This is a genomic window from Moritella sp. JT01, assembly GCF_001574435.1.
Taxonomy (GTDB): Bacteria; Pseudomonadota; Gammaproteobacteria; order Enterobacterales; family Moritellaceae; genus Moritella.
Genome location: NZ_LOCN01000024.1, coordinates 79,911 through 101,501 on the forward strand (window position 1 = coordinate 79,911; position 21,591 = coordinate 101,501).

The following is a 21,591-nucleotide window of genomic DNA, read 5'->3' on the forward strand; positions in this document are numbered from 1 at the left end:
GCGTCTACTTTTATTAATTAGTTTCATTATGAAATATTAATAGCTAAAAGCGGTTGGCTTAAATTCCAGTGATCAGCGTTTTTAGCTATTACTATTCGAAATAGGGTATTACAAAGAATATGACGGAATTAGCTGTTATTGGTATGGATGCTAAATTTAGCGGACAAGACAATATTGACCGTGTTGAACGTGCTTTCTATTTAGGCGCTAGTATCGGCAGTAACGCCAGTATTAGCGATGCTGATGAGCAAAATAGCACTTCGGCGACAGTGTTAACGTCTGTGGCGTTATTAGCAGAAACTAATCGGTTGCACATGACTACTATAGCGGTATTGCTTATTGCTGATACCAACAGTGGTGTTCACGACCTGATTGTTGAACAAGTCGCGCAGCAGTGCGCGAGCTGTGTTGTTATTACCGATCTAGGCCAAGCACTGAAGCAAGCAACTGATTTAGTCAATAACCAAGACTGCGCAGTCGCTGTGATCGGTATTAACAATGCAACGGCTGTTGGTCATGACTGTGTCAGAATTGATACTGCAGAAGCACCCGTGGCGACAATCAGCTTTGATGAAACATTTAGTGGTTATGCCAGTGTTGCAGGGTTCGCCAGTTTACTTATCTCCTCAACAGATTTCGCTCGTGTTAATCAATGTTATGTTTATGCCAGCATTAAAGGCTTCGCTCAGTTGGCTGTAAACAGTGAACTAAATGTTGCAAACATTGCTAATACCGCAAGCCTCGCATTACAGCAAGCTAAAATCACAGCAGAACAGGTTGGTTTATTAGAAGTCACGGCAGACTCTAGATCTGAATTGGCGTTATCTGAAAGCCAGGGTTTAATGTCTGCTTATAATCATACGCAAACTTTACATACAGCATTAAGCTGCGCGCGCAGTGTGACTGGTGAAGACGGGCATTTCTCGCAGGTCGCGGGTTTATTAAAAGCTGTTATTAGCTTACATCAGCGTTATATACCAGCTATTAAAGACTGGCAACAACCTATCCAAACACAAATGTCACAGTGGCAGCGTTCGCCATTCTATATGCCTGTTGATGCCAGACCTTGGTTTCCACATGCAGATGGTAGTGCGCATATTGCCGCTTATAGTTGCGTTATTCACTCTTTATCAGAACAGGGCTATTGCCACGTAATCTTACAAGAGAATAAGGTTAAGATTGTAGGCCAAGTTCATCCGGTTAGTGATGTACGCAGTAATGGTTATTTTGCATCGAGCGATTTAGCACTAGTTATTGTTCAAGGTAATGACGAAGCACAATTACGCAGTGAATTAGAGATTATTGCTGGGCAACTGGTTAATACCGATATTAAACAGATCGCAGCGAATTGTTATGCTCGTACTGATAGCAATAAAGTTTATAGCACAGTGCTCATTGCTGAGACAGCCGAAGAGTTAAGTAAAGAGATCACGCTTGCGTTCGCTGGCATCAGCAGTGTATTTAATGATGCGAATGTCAGTGAATGGAAAACCCCTAAGGGTAGTTATTTTACTGGGCAGCCAGCTCGAGCTGCTGATAACGGCAGTGCTGCTATTCTCGGAGCAGACAACAATACACAAGGTGGTGTGGCATTTTTATACCCGGGTATTGGCGCTACTTATGTTGGTTTAGGACGTGATCTGTTTCATTTATTCCCACAAATTTTCCAGCCTGTTGCGGCTTTAGCTGATGACATTGGTGCCAGCCTGAAAGATACCTTACTTAATCCGCGCAGCATTACTCGTCATAGTTTTAAGCAATTAAAACAGTTGGATCTGGACCTACGTGGCAACTTAGCCGATATAGCCGAAGCGGGTGTTGGTTTTGCTTGTGTGTTTACCAAGGTTTTTGAAGAAGTTTTTGCGGTTAAAGCAGACTTTGCCACGGGTTATAGCATGGGTGAAGTCAGTATGTATGCAGCACTAGGCTGCTGGCAACAACCGGGGCTGATGAGTGCACGTTTGGCACAATCAAATACCTTTAATCATCAGCTTTGTGGTGAATTAAGAACCCTACGCCAGCATTGGGGCATGGAGGATGTTGTTAACGGTACTTTTGAGCAGATCTGGGAAACGTATACCATCAAGGCGACTATCGAACAGGTAGCGATTGCAGCTGTAGATGAAGATCGTGTGTACTGCACCATCATCAATACGCCAGATAGTTTATTACTGGCAGGTTATCCAGAAGCTTGCCAGCGGGTGATCAAAAAATTAGGCAAGCGGGCGATGGCATTAAATATGGCCAACGCGATCCATAGCGCCCCAGCTTATGCCGAATATGATCATATGGTTGAGTTATATCATATGGATGTCACTGAACGTATTAAAACCAAAATGTATTCAAGCTCATGTTATTTACCTATCCCACAACGCAGCAAAGCGATTTCGCATAGTATTGCTAAATGCTTGTGTGATTTGGTGGATTTTCCGCGCTTAGTGAATACTTTACATGATAAAGGTGCACGGGTATTTATTGAGATGGGCCCTGGACGCTCGTTATGCAGCTGGGTAGATAAGATCCTATTGTCTGAAAAGAATAAAAATGATGAGCAACAAGATAGTCGCCATGTATCCGTGCCAGTGAATGCTAAGGGCACCAGTGATGAACTTACTTATATTCGCGCGATTGCTAAATTAGTTAGCCATGGCGTAAATTTGAATTTAGATAGCTTGTTTAACGGGTCAATCCTTGTTAAAGCAGGCTGCCCTGCGAATGCAGGCAGATAATTAAACAAGATCAATAAAACAAGATAGACAGTCCAGACGGGGCGTTCTCCGTCAGTTGAAATATGGATTTAAAGAGAGTAATTATGGAAAATATTGCAGTAGTAGGTATTGCTAATTTGTTTCCGGGCTCAAAAGCTCCGGATCAATTTTGGCAGCAATTGCTTGAACAACAAGATTGCCGCAGTAAAGCGACAGCCGTTCAGATGGGCGTTGATCCTGCTAAATACACCGCTAACAAAGGTGATACGGATAAGTTCTACTGTGTTCACGGTGGTTACATCAGTGATTTTAATTTTGATGCATCTGGTTATCAACTCGACAGTCGCTATTTAACGGGATTAGATGATCTAAATCAGTGGGGGCTTTATGTTACTAAACAAGCGCTTGCAGATGCAGGTTACTGGGGTAGTGATGCGTTGGCAAATTGCGGGGTTATTTTAGGCAATCTGTCATTCCCAACCAAGTCATCGAATCAGCTGTTCATGCCGTTATATCACCAAGTTGTTGATAATGCGTTAAAGTCAGTATTACATCCAGATTTTCAATTAACCCATTATACGGCACCGAAACAAACACATGCTGATAATGCCTTAGTCGCGGGTTATCCAGCGGCTTTGATCGCCCAAGCTGCGGGTTTAGGTGGTTCACACTTTGCACTGGATGCGGCTTGTGCGTCATCTTGTTATAGCGTTAAATTAGCCTGTGATTACTTGCATACCGGTAAAGCTGACATGATGTTAGCCGGTGCGGTATCTGCAGCAGATCCTATGTTTGTGAATATGGGATTCTCGATTTTCCAAGCTTATCCAGGCAATAACGTTCACGCCCCGTTTGATAAAAATTCACAAGGTTTATTTGCCGGTGAAGGCGCGGGCATGATGGTATTAAAACGCCACAGTGATGCAGTACGCGATGGTGATAATATTTACGCTATTATTAAAGGCGGCGCATTATCGAATGATGGTAAAGGTGAATTTGTATTAAGCCCAAACACTAAGGGCCAGGTATTAGTTTATGAACGCGCTTATGCGGATGCTGGTGTGGATCCTGCGACTGTTGATTATATCGAGTGCCACGCTACCGGTACCCCGAAAGGTGATAATGTTGAATTACGCTCGATGGAAACCTTCTTTAGTCGGGTAAACAACAAACCGCTGTTAGGCTCGGTTAAATCTAACCTTGGCCATTTGTTAACGGCTGCTGGTATGCCGGGCATGACCAAAGCTATGTTAGCACTGGGTAAAGGTCTTATTCCAGCCACGATTAATCTGAAAGAACCACTGCAGTCTAAAAATGGCTACTTTACTGGCGAACAGATGCCTACGAGTACTGTGCCTTGGCCTACTTCTCACGGGTCAAAGACGGCTAGCCCACGTACCGCAGGTGTCAGTGTATTCGGTTTTGGTGGCAGTAACGCGCATTTGGTCTTACAACAACCAACGCAAGTGCTTGAATCTAACTTTAGTGTTGCTAAACCGCGTGAGCCACTGGCTATTATTGGGATGGACAGCCATTTTGGTAGTGCGAGTAACTTAGCGCAGTTCAAAACCTTATTAGATAATAACCAAAATACCTTCCGAGAGTTACCTGAGCAACGCTGGAAAGGCATGGAAAGTAACGTTAATGTTATGCAATCGCTACAGTTAAGCAAAGCGCCTAAAGGTGGCTATGTTGAACAGTTAGATATTGATTTCTTGCGCTTCAAAGTGCCACCAAATGAAAAAGACTGCTTGATCCCACAACAATTAATGATGATGAAAGTTGCCGACAATGCGGCGAAAGATGCTGGACTCGTTGAAGGCAGTAATGTTGCCGTGTTAGTTGCTATGGGCATGGAACTGGAATTACACCAGTATCGTGGTCGCGTTAATTTAACCACTCAAATCGAAGACAGTTTATTACAACAAGGCATTAACTTAACGGTTGAGCAACGTGAAGAATTGACTAATATCGCCAAAGATGGTCTCGCCTCTGCTGCGCAGTTAAATCAGTACACCAGTTTTATTGGTAATATCATGGCGTCACGTATTTCGGCGTTATGGGATTTCTCTGGCCCTGCTATTACTGTATCGGCTGAAGAAAACTCGGTTTATCGTTGCGTTGAATTAGCTGAAAACCTATTCCAAACCAGTGATGTTGACGCGGTTATTATTGCCGCTGTTGATTTGGCCGGATCAATTGAAAACATTACTTTACGTCAGCACTATGGACCTGTAAGTGAAAGTGGACGTAATAGCAAAGACGTAACCAGCAACAACATACTTGATGAGCAGCAATGGCTGGTGGGTGAGGGTGCTGCTGCTATTGTAGTGAAACCTGTATCTCAAGTTGCATCACAACAAGTTTATGCCAGTATTGATGCGGTTAGTTTTGCATCAGGCAGCGATGCTCAAGCCATTGCTCGTGCAGCGGATAAAGCTTTAACGTTAGCAGGTATCAGTGCTGCCGATGTGGCTAGTGTAGAAGCGCACGCCAGTGGTTTTAGTGCCGAAAACAGTGCCGAGAAAACCGCGTTTGCTCAATTATATCCAAATGTTAATATTAGCTCGGTAAAATTCAATATTGGACATACGTTTAATGCATCCGGTATTGCCAGTATTATTAAAAGTGCTTTACTGTTAGACCAACAAAATAGTCAAGATCAAACAAGTACTAAACAACAGCAAGCGGTACAACATATTGCTATTAACGGTCTTGGTCGTGATAACAGTTGTGCACATCTTATTTTGTCGACTTCGGAACACGTTCATCAAGCTGCGCCAGCGCCAATCGGTAAACGACGCCCGCAACTGGTTAAAACTATCAAGCTTGGTGGTCAGTTAATTGCCGAAGCAATAGTGAATAGTGCCAGTTCATCGTTGAATGTGATCAAGGCGCAGTTTGCAGGCAAAATCTTAACGAAGGTTAACCAGCCTGTAATTATGGATAATGTGATACCACAAGGTATTCGTCCTAATTCAATCAGATCCTCAATCCTTTCCCAACATCAACATACAGCGCAGCCAGTAACGGCTCAGAGCGTTGTTGGAGTGACAGTGAAAAGTAAAGCCAGTACAGAGATTTATCAGCAAGCTTCTACGCATCAGGCATTCTTACAAAGCCGCTTAGCTGCACAGAAAAACCTTTCACAACTTATCGAACTGCAAGCGAAAATATCGACTGGTTCGCCAGTGCAAGGTCGAGCTGAAGTGGTTACGCCATTAACGGTAGTATCGACTGTTGTTTCAGAGAAGCCAGTCGTCGCTGCTAACCTCACCAGTGTCGAAGCTCAGGCTCAAGCTGCCGCAACTCAGGCTGGTTTCCAGATCAAAGGACCCGTTGGTTATAACTACCCATCATTGCAGTTGATTGAGCGTTATAACCTACCAGAAAATGTTATTTATGATCAAGCCGATCTAGTTGAGTTCGCTGAAGGTGACATTGGTAAAGTATTCGGTGCTGAGTACAACATCATTGATGGTTATTCACGTCGTGTACGTTTGCCAACCTCGGATTATTTGTTAGTAACGCGGGTTACCGAGCTTGATGCTAAAATTAACGAATACAAAAAATCATACATGTGTACGGAATATGATATCCCGGTCGATGCACCGTTCCTTATTGATGGTCAGATCCCTTGGTCAGTAGCGGTGGAATCAGGTCAGTGTGACTTGATGCTGATTTCCTACATAGGCATCGATTTCCAAGCTAAAGGTGAGCGTGTATACCGCTTACTTGATTGTGAACTCACTTTCCTTGAAGAGATGGCTTTCGGTGGTGAGACACTACGTTATGAGATCCATATCGATTCTTATGCACGTAATGGCGAACAGTTATTATTCTTCTTCCACTATGATTGCTATGTTGGAGATAAGAAAGTACTTATCATGCGTAATGGTTGTGCAGGATTCTTTACTGATGAAGAGCTTTCTGATGGTAAAGGTGTGATCCATAACGACAAAGATAAAGCTGAATTTACTAATGCCGTGAAATCATCATTTACCCCGCTATTACAGCATCACCGTAGTCAATACGATCATAGCGACATGATGAAGCTGGTTAACGGTGACGTGGCGGGTTGTTTCGGTCCACAATATGATCTCGGTGGGCGTAATCCGTCGTTGAAATTTTCATCAGAAAAATTCTTGATGATTGAGCGTATTACCAAGATAGATCCAACCGGTGGTCATTGGGGTTTAGGGCTATTAGAAGGCCAAAAAGACTTAGATCCTGAGCATTGGTATTTCCCTTGTCACTTTAAAGGTGATCAAGTGATGGCGGGCTCTTTGATGTCGGAAGGCTGTGGCCAGATGGCAATGTTCTTTATGTTGTCATTGGGCATGCATACCAACGTTAATAATGCACGATTCCAACCTCTGCCTGGTGAATCGCAAACTGTACGTTGTCGTGGTCAGGTATTACCGCAGCACAACACGCTGACTTATCGTATGGAAGTGACTGCGATGGGTATGGAACCGTACCCGTTCATGAAGGCGAACATTGATATCCTACTTGATGGTAAAGTGGTTGTTGATTTCAAAAATCTTTGCGTGATGATCACTGAACAAGATGATAATTCACCTTATCCGGTGACATTACCTGAGAATGTGACGCTTAAAGCGTTAACGGCTCCTGCTTCTACGTCTCTTGTAACACCTGCATCGCCAGTGGCTGCAAATGTTAACACAGCGGATATAGATGAACGTGGTATTGAACCATTTAAGTTCCCTGAACGTCCTCTAATGCGTGTGCAATCAGATTTGTCGGCACCGAAAAGCAAAGGTGTAACACCTGTCCAGCATTTCGAAGCGCCTATGGTAGCAGGGCAGAATAGGGTGCCGAATCAAGCACCATTTACGCCTTGGCATATGTTTGAGTTCGCAACGGGTAACATTTCTAATTGTTTTGGTCCTGATTTTGATGTCTATGAAGGCCGTATTCCACCGCGTACGCCTTGTGGTGATCTACAAGTTGTTACACAGGTTGTCGAAGTTCAAGGTGAACGTCTTGATCTGAAAAATCCGTCAAGTTGTGTGGCTGAATACTATGTACCGGAAGACGCTTGGTACTTCACTAAAAACAGCCATGAAAACTGGATGCCATATTCATTGATTATGGAAATTGCACTGCAACCGAATGGCTTTATTTCCGGTTACATGGGCACGACCTTGAAATACCCAGAAAAAGACCTGTTTTTCCGTAATCTTGATGGCAGTGGAACATTACTGAAACAGATAGATTTACGCGGTAAAACTATCGTTAACAAATCGGTATTGGTCAGCACGGCAATTGCTGGTGGCGCGATCATTCAAAGTTTCACCTTTGATATGTCAGTTGATGGTGAGCTGTTTTATACTGGTAAAGCGGTATTTGGTTACTTTAGTGGCGAGTCTCTGACTAACCAACTGGGTATTGATAATGGTAAAACCACCAATGCTTGGTTTGTTGATAACAATACCCCGACAGACAATATTGATGTGTTTGATTTAACTAATCAGTCATTGGCTCTGTATAAAGCACCTGCGGATAAACCCCATTATAAATTGGCGGGCGGTCAGATGAACTTTATCGATACCGTGTCAGTAGTTGAAGGCGGTGGTAAGGCCGGTGTTGCTTATGTTTATGGTGAACGTACTATTGATGCTGATGATTGGTTCTTCCGTTATCACTTCCACCAAGATCCGGTTATGCCTGGTTCATTAGGTGTTGAAGCTATCATCGAGTTAATGCAAACTTATGCGTTGAAAAATGATTTAGGCGCACAGTTCAGTAATCCACGTTTCATTGCACCAATGACGAAAGTTGATTGGAAATACCGTGGTCAAATTACGCCGCTGAATAAGAAAATGTCTTTGGATGTACATATTACCGAGATCATTACTGAAGCAGGTGAAATACGTATCGTCGGTGATGCTAACTTATCTAAAGATGGTCTGCGTATTTATGAAGTGAAGAATATTGTATTAAGTATTGTTGAGGCGTAGCGTCTGCTCAATGTCGCATTGGTTAAAGACGCTCAGTAGACTTACTTTAATCAATACGACCGAGGTGATCCAATTAGGATCTCTGTGAACTTATTAGATAATAAACGGAATAGTTCGGCTGTTGAATTCACTATTATTTTAAATGTGAATAAAGTGTTCAGCAGCTGCAAAAATAGGAATGAAGTATGTCGAGTTTAGGTTTTAACAATAGCAACGCGATCAATTGGGCTTGGAAAGTCGATCCGGCGTCAGTGCATACGCAAGATGTAGACATTAAGGCTGCCTTGATGGATTTGGCTAAGCCGCTTTACGTGGCGAATAGTGTTGCAAATAGTGTCGCTAATAATTCGGGTGTTATGGGTATTACTAACCATACTTCAGTATCTGGTGCTATCAGCAACAATGTTGACGTTGATGTACTGGCATTTGCACAAAAACTAACCCCAGAAGATCTGGGCGATGCTGCTTATAAAAAGCAACACGGGGTTAAATATGCCTACCATGGCGGCGCGATGGCTAACGGTATTGCGTCGGTTGAGCTTGTTGTCGCGTTAGGTAAAGCGGGACTGTTATGTTCTTTCGGTGCCGCAGGTTTAGTTCCTGATGCAGTTGAAGATGCAATTCGTCGTATTCAAGCTGAATTGCCAAATGGCCCATACGCGGTTAACTTGATCCACGCACCAGCAGAAGAAGCACTAGAGCGTGGCGCGGTTGAACGTTTTCTTAAGCTGGGTGTTAAAACAGTAGAGGCTTCAGCTTACTTAGGGTTAACTGAGCATATTGTTTGGTATCGTGTTGCAGGCTTATCTAAAAATAGTGATGGCACTGTTAATATCGGTAACAAGGTTATTGCTAAAGTATCGCGTACCGAAGTCGGTCGCCGCTTTATGGAACCTGCACCGCAAAAGTTACTGGATAAATTATTAGCACAAGGCAAGATCACACCACAGCAAGCGGCATTAGCATTGTTAGTGCCAATGGCTGATGATATTACTGCTGAAGCGGATTCTGGTGGTCATACTGACAACAGACCATTTTTAACGTTATTACCGACTATTATTGGCTTGCGTGACGAAGTGCAAGCTAAGTATCACTTTTCTCCTGCATTACGTGTGGGTGCTGGTGGTGGTATCGGAACACCAGAAGCGGCACTCGCTGCATTTAACATGGGCGCAGCTTACATAGTGTTGGGCTCTGTTAATCAGGCTTGTGTCGAAGCTGGTGCATCTGAATATACCCGCAAACTGTTATCTACCGTTGAAATGGCCGATGTGACTATGGCACCTGCGGCAGATATGTTTGAAATGGGCGTTAAACTACAGGTATTAAAACGTGGTTCTATGTTCGCTATGCGTGCGAAGAAACTGTATGACTTGTATGTCGCTTATGACTCGATTGAAGATATTCCTGTAGCGGAACGTGAGAAGATTGAAAAACAGATTTTCCGTTCAAACCTTGACGAGATCTGGGCTGGTACGATCGCGTTCTTTGCTGAGCGAGATCCAGAAATGCTAGCACGTGCGAAAAGTAGCCCTAAGCGTAAAATGGCACTCATCTTCCGTTGGTATCTGGGTCTGTCTTCACGCTGGTCAAATACCGGTGAAAAGGGCCGTGAAATGGATTATCAGATCTGGGCAGGTCCAAGTCTGGGTGCATTTAACAGCTGGGTGAAAGGATCTTACCTTGAAGATTATACCCGTCGAGGTGCTGTTGACGTAGCCTTGCACATGTTGAAAGGTGCTGCGTATTTACAACGTGTAAACCAGTTGAAATTGCAAGGTGTGAGCTTAAGCACTGAATTGGCGAGCTACCGCACTAGCGATTAATATCGGTTACTGAAATTAAAATATAAAAAGCCCCCCTTTCTTTAGGATTAATAGAACCTCGTAATAACAGGATTAGCCCTGTTATTAGGGGGGGCGTGCGTTTAATGAGCCGCAGTAAATGGCACAACTGAGTACTAATTGGAGCAGCTCTAGGGGGCCTAAATTTTCGTCAATCATGATTTAGTTTCTATGTTCTGCGGCACCAGTTTCATCTGTTGGCCATGGTAATCATAGCAAGGGGATATTAACTCAACTTGGGGTGTATATCGGCAGACTTTTCAACCAGTATTTTTGATTCTGAGTCGACAGCAGCCAGCGTTCGTACTTCTGCGCTTCGCCTTTGGTCTTAAACTTCTTTCTGTAGCGTTTACCGTTTCGACCTTGTGGGCAGTAATCCACTTCGTAGCCATTAATAATAGATTTAATGGGCATGAAGTTACGTGATAGGACTTAAATTAGATGTGTTCAATGTTTTTGTCGTTGTTCGATACACGGTTAAAAAAATGTATCGATTTGAAGTATATTTGCCCCTTAACAGGGGGGAAGTCTCTGAAGTAAAGGGAAAGAAAGTAGATGAGATTAGAAATAAATCATAATGTAAAGACTGATTAGTTCTTATTTCATTTAGTACGCATGTGCTAAATGCAGTATTTCTGTGGTTAAGTGAAACAAAATATCAGATGTTTGGTACATATTTTTCAATGGTTGTATTAAATAAAAACGATTAATTATCAATGAATTGTAAGGACATTACTTTAGGTTATTGGTATAGTGTATCAATTAATTTTCAAAGGATTGAAAATGTATAAATCAGCATGTTTGATAATTGTGTCCCTTTTTATTTTATTTGGTTGTGGTGGCGGTGACGATTCAAGTGAAAGTCATACAAATGTGATAAATAAGAAACTGTATATTAATATGCTTTCTCATGATTTTTTCACAGTGGATTTTAATCATAGTTTAACCTCTACAAATGTTTATTATAAAGTTACTGGAGACGGGATTGATTTAATTAAATCTGTAGATTTAAACGCTTATAATGATGGCTCAGGGGAGTTGTTTTTAAATTTTGAAGATTATGTTCCATTACCTCCTGGACTTTACTCTAGAAGCCTTGAATTAGAATTATGTAACGATCAGGCATGTGAGTCTTTATCTAATAGAATACCGATTGATATAAGTTACGAAATTCCATTTTTGAAGATAACTCCCAAACAGACTGAAATTATTCTCAACAGTGATGAACTTGATGATAATTATGTAGCTCTAGATCTAGAGTTGGTTAACGATTTTGAAAGTAAATATCCTGATACTTATCTTTACCGAAAATTTTCGGCTGAAGGGAATTCATTATATCAACATGATAATTATATAGAGGCAATAGCGGGGAGTGACGTTGGGATTGGTGAGCATAAAAGTCAAGTTAGTTTAAGTTTTTGTTTTGATTTTGACTGTCTAAAACCAGTTATTCAGCCGCCAATTGCTTTCTCAATTACTCATATGGTTTCAGAAATCCCCGAGGTTCACATTGAGCCTGTCACATTTTTTGAACAAGATATGATTAATCCTGTTTTTATTTCTTCAATTAATTCGATTGGATTTGCTTCTAATTATCCAGTTCGTAATGAAGGTATGGATAGCTCAATTTTTTTGTATGACATAGATACAGGGAATAAGCATAGTCTCAGTTTTGTTAACGAAAGTGTATTTCCCTTAGATGATCCAGGCTGGAATAAATATTACAGTCTCAACTTTTCTGTTTCACTAGATCACCGAAAAGCTCTAGTTAATTTCCGCCGAGGGTTTGGAATAATTGAAATTGAACATGGTCAATTTTTAACAAATAATGCCTATAGAATACCAATAGGCATGCCTGAATATGGTAGAGGTAATCTTCCTCCTAAAATAATAAATAACAATATTTATTATTCCGGTGTTGAAGAATATGGTGATGAAAGATCTATTAAAAATGTTTTAAAAAAAGTAGCCTTATTAGGTAATACTCCAGAGAGGAGCGTTCTAGAGTTAGGGCTGCAGGATGTAGTATTTGGAGAACGCTCACCCCATATGTATATTGGGGGTGAAAGTGCCATTAGCTTGTATGATATTTCAACTGATACAGTAAACTTAATTACTAGAAAAGAACTTGATATGGATTGTAGACCTTTTGATGTACTTGAGGAGCAATTAATTCTTTCTACGTGCAACGATATTTGGGCATTTAAAAAAGGGTTTAAAAACAGGTCACTTGGTTTAGGTTATTATATTTATGATAAAGCGTCTGCATTGTTTGATAGCGACAAAATAGTTGTTACTTTTAATCGAAAAATTTTAGCTACAGATACAGAAATGAAAATATTTTCTAAAAGTAATCATGATTTCTATAAACATTATAAAATTCCTAGATTAAATGATGAAAAACTCGTTCCTGTATTATTATTTGAAGATAATAGTCAAAACTTGATGATGTTAGCTAGTATCGGTGATTCAACTTACACTAAAAATCGTTATGTCTTAGCAAGGGTAATATTAAATTTATAAAATATTACTATTGACTGAAATTAAAAATATGTTTTTTTCAGTCAGTATATGGAGCAGGGTAACCGCATGAATCTATGTAGTTCACGTTCTTTAGTTTCATCATTGATAAAAATATTAACTCATGCGCAGCCCTAGGTGTATTGTAATTTACCGCCACTCATTACATCGTCGTTATCCTATTCTTGGAGATAATGACACATGTATATAAATAATTCATCTTTGCATAGCATAAGGTTAATCCTTGTAGATGTAATCGATAATAATATTGTATTTTATTGCACACATGGTTATTTAATTAATATTTATTAGTCAATACATAAATAAGTATTGCGTAGCCGAAAATTGATACATTCTATGAGGAGTAACATTGGAATATTCGATATCAAAAGCACAAGAAGAAATAGGTAAAAGAGTTATTGTTTCAATACGAATTAAAGAAACTGATCAAGAAGAATATTTTAAAGGCTTTTGGGGCACAATACATTCAGCCTATGAAGATGGATTATTAGTATTAGTCGAAGGTGGGTCGGATGATAAATATGAGATGCTTCCGCCGGATTTTGATTTTTTAGTTCCTGCAAAACATGAGCACTATGAGTTTATGGATGGCTCTATAGCAGAAAATATTGATTATGAACTGTATTGGACCGAGAGTTCTGAGGCAAAAAACCTCTAGTAAGCAATGCCAAGGGAATCTAACTCTTCTATTCTAAAACTCGAATTCATTGGCACTGAAATCCCAATATGCAGTGCCGATGATAATTAAGATCTCTTCCCCTTATTTCTCCAAAACGCCCGAAATAAACGCATCAACCTCAGTGTCGAAGTTGCAATCTGTTCGAAATAAAGCTAAATAATGAACTAATCCAACTCATGATTTATCTTTCTCAGATACTACTCCCTGTTTAACTAAAACTGTGAGTTGATTAACTATTTGGGGCGTAGTTTAGCAGGATGATGTCTGACCAATGGTTCCGTTTTATTATTATATTAATTAATGGAATAACTTAGGTTTGAAGATGAAATTAAATAAAATAAGTCTTGTACTCATGCTTGTCAGCCCAAGCTTGCTTGCTTCACCCAATCTAACCATCTCAACCAGCACCACTAGTCGAGACTTCTTACTCACTAGTAAATCTCCGCTGGTGGTTCCACTTACTAAAGCAAGCTATACCTTAAATGTTACTGGAATTGAAGGAAGCTGCATTAAGCCAAAAGAACAGAAGGTAAGGTTTAGTCAACCACTGGCTTTGAATTGCGATTCACCGACTGAGCTGCCTATTAAAATCAGGTTTAATGGTGATTATGCATTCATATTTGATGCCGAGAATAAAACACTATTGATAAAACGTCAGCCCAAAAAATCCACTGACAAAGCATTCAAACGTCCTATACCACAAGTGCAATGTGACATATATAAAGGTGGAGAGGTTACTATTAATCTTGCAGATACCTATAAAGATGGCACTCAATTAAAAGATAAACTAAGTGGGCAAGTTGTCACTGTTATTCAACAGCAAGTCACCATTACGCCAGCAATTAATAGTGGGGGATTAATATTATTAGAGCCACTAAAAGGTCAACTCAAAGAAGCTAAATTTAACTGGCGCAACGCAAATATTTATTTTGTTATGATTGATCGTTTTAATAATCAAGATACAAGTAATGATAATAGTTATGGTCGCCGTAAAGACGGCAAAGATGAGATTGGAACCTTTCATGGTGGCGATTTAAAAGGGGTCATTGAGAAACTTGATTATATTAAAAGCTTAGGAACAAGTGCCATTTGGCTTTCACCTATTGTAGAACAAGTACGAGGATTTGTCGGCGGTGGTAACGCTGGTTCGTTTCCGTTTTATAGTTATCATGGCTACTGGGCTCGTGATTTCACTAAAATAGATGCGAATTTTGGCAATGAAAATGATCTCAAGCGTTTAGTTGAAGAAGCGCATAAGCGGGGCATGAAAGTTTTACTCGATGTCGTCATAAACCACCCCGGATATGCCACCTTAACAGATTTACAGCGTGATCAAATTCCTGTCGTAAATCCTTCTCTAGACTGGCCTGTACAATGGCGTGATTGGCAACCAAATGAGGGGCGAAATTGGCATAGTTTCAATGACAATATTGATTATGATAATTTTGCATGGAGTCAGTGGTGGGGAGGTGATTGGGTCCGTGCCAGTTTACCAAATTATCCAAAACCAGGCTCCAATGATCTAACACTTTCACTTGCAGGCTTGCCTGACTTTATCACTGAATCGAGCAAATCAGTTACACCTCCACAGTGGCTATTAAATAACCCCGGAACGCGAGTTATTAGCCGTGAAAACTATACTGTAGCGGATTACTTGATCGAGTGGCAAACAGACTGGGTGAAGCGTTTTGGTATTGATGGTTATCGTATCGATACAGTAAAACATGTGTCTGGTGATGTATGGATGCGCTTAAAACAAGCTGCGACAAAAAGCTTAAATGACTGGCGTGAAGAGAATGATGAAACAGGACAACCATTTTGGATGATGGGGGAAGTATGGGGACATAGCGCTTATCGTAGTCCTTATTATGATGACGGTTTTGATGCACTGCTCAATTTTGATATGCAGAAAAAGATGGACGAAGGGGCCCTCTGTTTTAGCAAGATGGCCGATACTTACCAAAATTATGCAGATACACTCAAAGAAAAGCCCGATTTTAATCCTGTGAGTTATATGTCATCTCATGATACAGAGCTTTTCTTTGGGCGATTTAAATCATTTGAAATGCAGCGTAATGCAGCCAGTGCGCTATTGCTAAGTCCTGGTGCTGTTCAAGTTTACTACGGTGATGAAGTAGCAAGAAATATAGGCGCTTATGCAGATGATTTCCATCAAGGAACCCGTTCTGATATGAATTGGTCATTGGATGCTAACCGCCATAAATTACTCAAACACTGGCAAACACTCGGGCAATTTAGACAAGCTCATCCAGCTATTGGTGCTGGGTTCCATAAGGAGATTAAGCAGCAAAATGGCTATGCATTTTCTCGTACGTTAGGTGATGATAAGGTTGTTATCGTATTTGTAGGTAAATCAATTGAGCATTATTAATTTCTATACTGTTTGTTATATCTTCGTGAGAATAACCCCATTATAGCTAATGCGAAGATGACAAGTGTTGATGGTTCTGGGACTTGTTCCACAGAGAAATTTGGATTAATAACATAGCCTAAATCTGCGAACGAATTTATCGTCGTTAAACTAATAGTGGTATTAGGATCTAACCAACCAGTCATTAATTCACTGAGCCCGCCTCCATAAGGTTCATTCCAATGGTAGCCAGCAGTTCCTTGGCCACCATCTTGTTCTACAGGGACAAATATCGCTTCTGGATTACTAAGTTGATATGCTTCTAATCCATATTGGCCTATATAATTACCAGCGCTATCTAATAAATCATTTAATGTCGGTATCCATAAAATCCCAAAACCAATGACATGTGCCATTTCATGCATGATAATATCAAATAGGCTTCCAGCCGTTTCCATAGAAAGCAGATCTGCACTATCAATTCGCATAGTCCCCTCTGTGGCATAAACATAGCTAGGTAAAAATAAACCATAAGCAATTCCTGCTTGTCCAAGAGTGCCACCAACACCGTCTATATTTTGGCCTGAAGCACTAATATCTAAACCTGGGCCTGCAAACTCATCTCTGTATCCTACAATGAAGAACTCCCAAAGGTTTTCAGCATCAGAAAAAATACTTTGTTGTGAGTTAGTTAGACCTCCGTAAAAATTAACTTTTATATCAAAATCATAAATAACGCCTGCATTAGCTACATTATTAATCAAGTAGCTAGCAGACAAAACAGCACCGATTAGAGCAGCATATATAGACTTTAAATTCATTTATACTCCTTTGTAACCCCAATGAGAAATGAGGCTGTGATTATAAAAAGTTGCAGTTATCAATATTTCATCTAATGCTAGAATCCCCCAAACGTGTACTTGTAGCTTCTCATATCGGGTAGCTATCGTAGCTATCGTAGCTTGTATCAGTAATGAAAAATTCGATTTTGGTATTAATTAAAGATATGCAACAAACGGCGACAAATCAATTTTTCACTTACCACGTTGAAGTGCTTGGCTTAACTAGCTCTGGGTGTATAGCCCTCAGATACAGTTTCCCGCTAAAGAATAAAACGGACCCAAAATAGTACTGGATTTGTGAATGCGTTAGGCAGTAAAGGCCATAATCCGAAATACTTACCGAAAAAAGGAGAGAGATTTCCATTAGAGTTGAATTTTAAATATGCAGGAGCAATCACCGTTGACGTCGCGATTGAAATGCAAGGCCATGTGCATAACCACCACTAGTTATTAATATAATTAATTAAAATTAAGAAAATAAAGCTCAGTCAGGGGAGGATTACCTCCTCTGACTCCTAGCTAGTCTGCTCTATCCATAAATCACATCTTCTGCCCAGTACAAACCATACGCTCAACAGCGCTGGTTCTTCACCGTGAAATGCGACTGTGTGAGTTTTCAATAACCAAACGCAGAATTATCAGACTTAATCCGAATAATGCTACCCATAAGCCTGAAGTAGAATTTCTAAACGGCAAAATATACCTCTCTTAAAAAAATAGGGAGGGTCATTAGTTCAATCATATTTTCACTTTAGTAGTGGGGGGATGCACTAAAGTTAGCCCTAGATTTATCATTGGCAAAAGTATTGAACACTTTGGTTTTAAGTTGTGAGTTAGTTTACTCTAACTCACATTTGCGTGTGATATTTGTCTTTATTTTGAAGATAACACCTAAAAATAGGCGTTTAGATACATTATATGTGAACTCAATATTACACATACTCAGGAATGTTATTTGTCATGGACCTTAAGTAAACTTCGTTCCCTATATGTGGAAAAATGAACATGGTAATGTAGTGGTAAGTGATTGTTAACTACCATGTTCACTAATTTGTAGGTTCGTAAATGGCAAACTGCTTAAATCAACATTGCCACCAGAAATGATAATGCCTATGTTTTTATTTTGATAAGTATCTTTTTCTTTGACCAGAGCCGCAAGCGCTACCGCAGAAGATGGTTCAGCTATAATTTTAAGCCGTTCCCAAATCAATCGCATGGCATCAACAATTTCTTTTTCTTCTACACGTATTATTTTTTCAACATACTGTTGAATGATAGGGAAGTTTTGATCACCTAATTGTGTTTTTAGACCATCTGCAATTGTATTTGTAGATGTGTTTGATTCAATCACGCCACTTTGCAATGATCGGTATGCATCATCTGCTTCAAATGGTTCTCCGCCAATAACCTTACAGTTATCAGCAAAGTAATGCGCAGACAATGCTGTTCCGCCTATTAAACCGCCGCCGCCAACGGGTGTAAAGATAACGTCTAAATCAGGTTTTTCATCTAATAACTCAATGCAAGCAGTCCCTTGACCGAGAATAACGTTAATATCATTTGATGGGTGTATAAAAGTGGCACCCTCTTTTTGTTCAACAGCTTTGGCGGTGTTTTCTCGCGCCTCAAGTGTAGGTTCACACTCAATAATTGTGCCCCCATAACCAATCACAGCATTCTTTTTTACTTGGGGAGCTGTTGTTGGCATCACTATAAATGACTTAACCCCTAAACTTTGTGCGGCAAGCGCAAGCGCTTGGGCAAAATTACCAGAAGAATGTGTGACAACACCTTTTTGTTTTTGAGCTTCAGATAATTGCATAATGGCGTTGGTTGCACCTCGCATTTTAAAAGCACCCATTTTTTGAAAGTTTTCACATTTAAAAAAAATGTTGGCCCCAATAATTTCATTGATCAGCTTAGAACTCAGTACGGGTGTATTGTGAATGAAAGGTTTTATTCTTTTATGAGTGTCTAAAAGGTCTACTTTTTCGGGTATTTCAATCATGATATTATCGCCTTCACTTCGATTTCAATAAGACATCCAAGATGTAATTCGCGTGTCGGAATAATACATCTTAAAGGTTTGTGATCTTCAAAAAATGCGCTGTAACGCTCATTTACTTTATCCCATAACCCCAACTTATCTTTATGTGAAGATAAGTTGAAGTTAACTATAAAATATATCTTCATATAAAGCTATTGTTCTGTAATATTACTTAATAGATTTATTTGGAGGTTATGATGAAAGAAGAATTTGATACTGTTGACAGGCTTGTCACTGAATGGAAACTAGAAAGGCCAGACCTGGATGTTGATGCAATGCAAGTTGTTGGTCGAATCATTAAGTTGGGAAAGGTGCTTGAAAAAAGAGCAAGTTCAGTATTAAAAGATAGTGATATCCATTATACAGATTTGGACGTATTAGCAACGATAAGACGCTCAGGAAAACCATATCAATTAGCACCAAAGCAAATAATGGATTCAGTTTTATTAACGTCTGGTGCGATGACTGCATTGCTGGACAGACTGACAAAACTCGAATTGATCTATCGAGCCGCAGATAATAAAGATGGTCGTGTAAAATTGGCTGGCCTAACAGAAAAAGGGATGCAAGTTATCGATAAGGCTATAAAAATAAGGTTTAAAGAGGCTGATTTATCTGTAAATGTTTTAAGTGAAAATGAACGTTTAGCACTTTCAGATTTACTTAGAAAATTGTTGATTTCGATAGGATAAGATTACCAATGTTGTAGTGTTAACATTTGGGGCGAAATCGTTCAATACGGATGTGGCGACTGAGAACAGCTTGCTCGGTTCTACATTTTAGCAAACTATTACTCGCCGCTTAAATGGGCGTTGGTATAATTCCCCACCTGATTCTAAGTAATTACTTCTCTAAATCAATGGTTTTACAACGTATAGATAATGTCGACATACTGGCGCTAGGAGATAAACTGCGTATAAAATCGATAGCTTTGGTTAAATCTTGAGTTTCAATTTTTAGGTTATTCATAATGCGCCCATCATTAGTCATGTCAGTATCGACAACGCTTGGGCATAAGCAGCAGACCTTAATGCCAAAAGGAAGAAGTTCCTGATAAAGAGATTGACTATAACTAACGATAGCGGCTTTTGTTGCAGAATAAGCGGCTATTTTTGGAACGGGCTCTAAGCCAGCAGTTGAGCCGATATTATAAATTTCACCGTAACCTTGTCGCTTCATTTTCTCGACAACCAAATTACATGCTGTAATAGTCGAAAGTAGGTTTACGTTTATTAATTCAGAAAGTTGATTCAGCGTTAGATCTACGTGTCCAGCCATGAGGATACCGGCGCTATTAACCATAACATCGATAGAATTGTGGTTAGCAATAATTGATTTTATTGTGGATTCAACGTCTGCTGGTTTATTAAAATCTACTGTGATTGTTTCGATATTACTCGACGGATATTGTGATTCTATTTCTAACTTAGCTAGATCTAGATTTTCCTTATTTAAAGAAACTAAAATAAGCGAGTATCCTTGCTGGGCAAAGTAATGAGAAATAGTCTTTCCTATACCACGGCTCGCTCCAGTAATTAGCGCAAATTTAGTCATGACGAGTTTCCTTGTTGATTAGTTTTTGGCACCATAGCACCTTTCAGTACTTTCTAAAAGTGCCAATATTGTTAGGGTTTTCATGGATCTGTTCTGGTTTGATTAGGATTTTAAAACTACCAACTGATTGGCTATTGAGGAGCTGAGCGATGGTTTGTTAAAGAGTATGCTGTAATTGAGATGGTAAGTTGATTAGCTATAACTTTCATAAAATACTTTGTGATCCACATCAAACTTATGGCGCTAATGTTTAGCGATTGTCTTGTATGTTAAATTTGTATCCTATTGTAATTATGATGGTATATCAGTATATAGGCTCGAAGTAGGGTAGCGATAAATACTATGTAGTGAAATATTATGTAGTGAGTTGTTATTTAACAACAATCTAGAATTTAATCATTTAACACTCGTTGTTTTTACGTATTATACGGAATACTTAAAAATCACTTGTTAACTCATTAGGTATATTAAATGAAGTTTTTATTAAGTCTTATGGTTATAACGCTCTCTTTTGCTTCTTTGGCAAAGAAAATTAGCGTTTCTAACACTGATATTTCATTCGTTTCACCTTATGAGTTTAGGCCATTATCTCAAGACATTATAGATACGAAGTGGCCACAAAAGAGGGCACCTAAATGGGTTCTTGGCAATGCTTCGGCTTCGACTACTATTACATATGATCTTAAGCCAAATGATATTTCGGCAGCTCACTTGCCAGTTATAATGGATTCCTTTAAGGAAATTTTTGATCGTATGATCCCCGGTGTTGAATGGAAAAAGAAAGAAATTATAGAGCTTTCGGGTAAAAAATGGGTGTATCTTGAGATGTTCTCAAACGCGATTGATACAGAGATACACAACATCATGCTTATTACTAGCTATGGTAAAGAAATGCTTATTTTCAACTTCAATTCAGCTAAAGGAGAATTTCCAAAGTATGAAGATAAACTTCGAGCAAGCATTCAATCCATACAGCTTTCTAAGTGAGCTAAAAAAAAATCAGACGATAACTTCAAACTAA

At 39.7% G+C, this 21,591-nt stretch carries 12 protein-coding genes; 8 read left to right on the top strand and 4 right to left on the bottom strand.

Annotated features, from left to right (window positions below; genetic code table 11):
• The first annotated feature begins 119 nt into the window (after positions 1-119).
• The 3 genes from AKG98_RS17425 to AKG98_RS17435 all read left to right on the top strand — a co-directional run bounded on the left by AKG98_RS17425 (position 120) and on the right by AKG98_RS17435 (position 10,518).
• Positions 120-2,729: a PfaB family protein gene (locus AKG98_RS17425; protein ID WP_067048832.1), complete on the top strand. Its 2,610-nt coding sequence runs from the start codon at positions 120-122 to the stop codon at positions 2,727-2,729.
• A gap of 83 nt (positions 2,730-2,812) precedes the next feature.
• Positions 2,813-8,692, top strand: a complete 5,880-nt coding sequence (locus AKG98_RS17430; RefSeq protein WP_067048835.1) for a beta-ketoacyl synthase N-terminal-like domain-containing protein — start codon at positions 2,813-2,815, stop codon at positions 8,690-8,692.
• A gap of 185 nt (positions 8,693-8,877) precedes the next feature.
• Entirely contained in the window at positions 8,878-10,518 is a 1,641-nt protein-coding gene (locus tag AKG98_RS17435; RefSeq protein ID WP_067048838.1) for a PfaD family polyunsaturated fatty acid/polyketide biosynthesis protein, read from the top strand.
• Positions 10,519-10,767: 249 nt separating this feature from the next.
• Here AKG98_RS17435 and AKG98_RS22525 read toward each other — a convergent pair whose 3' ends face one another.
• Positions 10,768-10,950, bottom strand: a complete 183-nt coding sequence (locus tag AKG98_RS22525) for an Arm DNA-binding domain-containing protein (protein ID WP_198155562.1) — start codon at positions 10,948-10,950, stop codon at positions 10,768-10,770.
• Between the two features lie 369 nt (positions 10,951-11,319).
• On the opposite strand from AKG98_RS22525, the gene AKG98_RS17440 reads away from it, so the two are divergent.
• The 3 genes from AKG98_RS17440 (at position 11,320) to AKG98_RS17450 (ending at position 16,148) form a co-directional block, all read left to right on the top strand.
• A complete protein-coding gene (locus AKG98_RS17440; RefSeq protein WP_067048841.1) occupies positions 11,320-13,059 on the top strand; it encodes a hypothetical protein in 1,740 nt (579 codons plus the stop codon).
• Positions 13,060-13,426: 367 nt separating this feature from the next.
• On the top strand, positions 13,427-13,735 hold the full coding sequence (locus tag AKG98_RS17445) for a hypothetical protein (protein WP_067048844.1): 309 nt from the start codon (positions 13,427-13,429) through the stop codon (positions 13,733-13,735).
• Positions 13,736-14,078: 343 nt separating this feature from the next.
• Complete coding sequence (locus AKG98_RS17450; RefSeq protein WP_067048847.1) at positions 14,079-16,148, top strand: alpha-amylase; 2,070 nt, start codon at positions 14,079-14,081, stop codon at positions 16,146-16,148.
• On the opposite strand, the gene AKG98_RS17455 is transcribed toward AKG98_RS17450, so the two are convergent.
• Together AKG98_RS17455 and AKG98_RS17460 are read right to left on the bottom strand one after the other, a co-directional pair.
• Positions 16,145-16,948, bottom strand: coding sequence for a PEP-CTERM sorting domain-containing protein (locus AKG98_RS17455; RefSeq protein ID WP_067048850.1), 804 nt, complete (start codon positions 16,946-16,948; stop codon positions 16,145-16,147). The genes AKG98_RS17450 and AKG98_RS17455 overlap by 4 nt on opposite strands.
• Positions 16,949-17,999: 1,051 nt before the next feature.
• Positions 18,000-18,977, bottom strand: a complete 978-nt coding sequence (locus AKG98_RS17460) for a pyridoxal-phosphate dependent enzyme (protein WP_067048853.1) — start codon at positions 18,975-18,977, stop codon at positions 18,000-18,002.
• Between the two features lie 233 nt (positions 18,978-19,210).
• Between AKG98_RS17460 and AKG98_RS17465 the strand changes: the two genes are divergently transcribed.
• Positions 19,211-19,708 carry a MarR family winged helix-turn-helix transcriptional regulator gene (locus AKG98_RS17465; protein ID WP_083544004.1) on the top strand — a complete coding sequence of 166 codons (498 nt, stop codon included), beginning with the start codon at positions 19,211-19,213 and terminating at the stop codon, positions 19,706-19,708.
• A gap of 151 nt (positions 19,709-19,859) precedes the next feature.
• Here the strand turns inward: AKG98_RS17465 and AKG98_RS17470 are convergent, their stop codons facing one another.
• Complete coding sequence (locus AKG98_RS17470; RefSeq protein ID WP_067048858.1) at positions 19,860-20,570, bottom strand: SDR family oxidoreductase; 711 nt, start codon at positions 20,568-20,570, stop codon at positions 19,860-19,862.
• A 471-nt stretch (positions 20,571-21,041) separates the two neighbouring features.
• On the opposite strand from AKG98_RS17470, the gene AKG98_RS17475 reads away from it, so the two are divergent.
• Positions 21,042-21,557: a hypothetical protein gene (locus AKG98_RS17475; protein WP_067048861.1), complete on the top strand. Its 516-nt coding sequence runs from the start codon at positions 21,042-21,044 to the stop codon at positions 21,555-21,557.
• The last annotated feature ends 34 nt before the right edge of the window (positions 21,558-21,591 follow it).